Origin of the sequence: Pseudanabaena biceps PCC 7429 (genome assembly GCF_000332215.1) — a bacterium.
GTDB lineage: Bacteria > Cyanobacteriota > Cyanobacteriia > Pseudanabaenales > Pseudanabaenaceae > Pseudanabaena > Pseudanabaena biceps.
This window is the reverse complement of record NZ_ALWB01000439.1, coordinates 1-999: the sequence shown is the minus strand read 5'-3', so window position 1 is coordinate 999 and position 999 is coordinate 1. Positions and strand designations below refer to the sequence as shown.

The 999-nt window shown below is 46.0% G+C and carries 1 protein-coding gene and 1 pseudogene; both read right to left on the bottom strand.

Going from position 1 to position 999, the window contains the following annotated elements:
- Positions 1-32 precede the first annotated feature (32 nt).
- Positions 33-584: a putative Ig domain-containing protein gene (locus tag PSE7429_RS22995; RefSeq protein ID WP_009629815.1), complete on the bottom strand. Its 552-nt coding sequence runs from the start codon at positions 582-584 to the stop codon at positions 33-35.
- Between the two features lie 226 nt (positions 585-810).
- Positions 811-999 (bottom strand): annotated as a pseudogene (locus PSE7429_RS27485) (IS4 family transposase); the annotation flags it as partial.

Here is a 999-nt window from a genome sequence, read left to right as displayed (position 1 = left end):
TCTTGCGGTGAGGGTAAATCCTTGCGCCGCTCCTAAGCCCCTTCATCGACGACTCCGATGACGACTTTGTAGTTTCCTGCACTCAGGTTATTCCCTGTCAATAGTCCTGTCTGGCGATCGATCGCTAGTCCTGTAGCTCCGCCATTGCTAATCAGTTGATATTCGAGTTTGTCTCCCGCATCGGGGTCGCTAGCGGTGACTTGATAGCGGTAGGAACTATTGGTATCGGCTTGGAATTGCGGTGTAGAGGTAATGCTAGGGGCATGGTTGATGGGATTAGCGATCACCTCTAGTTGATAGCTCTGGCTGCTAAAGCCGCCTTGACTATCAGTGGCTTGGACTTCCACGTTGTAACTGCCAACGGTGTTTCCCGTCCAAGAGATCTTCCCTGTATTTGCGTCGATCGCCATGCCATTAGGGCTACTCTTCAGGCTATAGATGACGGGGTTATTCTCTGGGTCGCGGGCGAGTACTTCATAGCTATAGGCTTGTCCCTGTCCAATGCGGGTAATCGGTGTCGATACGATCTGTGGTGGTTTATTGCATTGACTTGAGCGTATATTCTTGAATGCTATAGGCTCCATAGTTATCGCTGACGCGAATGGCGATCGCCTGTTCACCGATTTGATTGGATTACCATCCCTTGATTCAGTTTGATTTTTAGTTCACTCACCTTACGCAGATAGAAAGCGTCCAAAAGAATGGCAGAGAATGTATACTGGAAGTAGGTTTGAGAGTAATTGCTTTACCGGAACCAAGCTAAGATGAGGAAAGAAGATAAAAACATGAAGATGAACATGTTAGATCTTTCTAAGTACAGGACAAAAATTTAATCGAGTTAAAAAGGCTTCAGAATTGAGATGTAGGTCAAAAATGATATGACGCAGAAAATCAAAACCAAGACGAAAAAGGCTCTTAGGGAGACGACCATGTTTTTGGGTTTGAGGGGATTGAGAAGAGATTGCCACAAGCCAGAGGAAAACACCAACATAAAGCAAG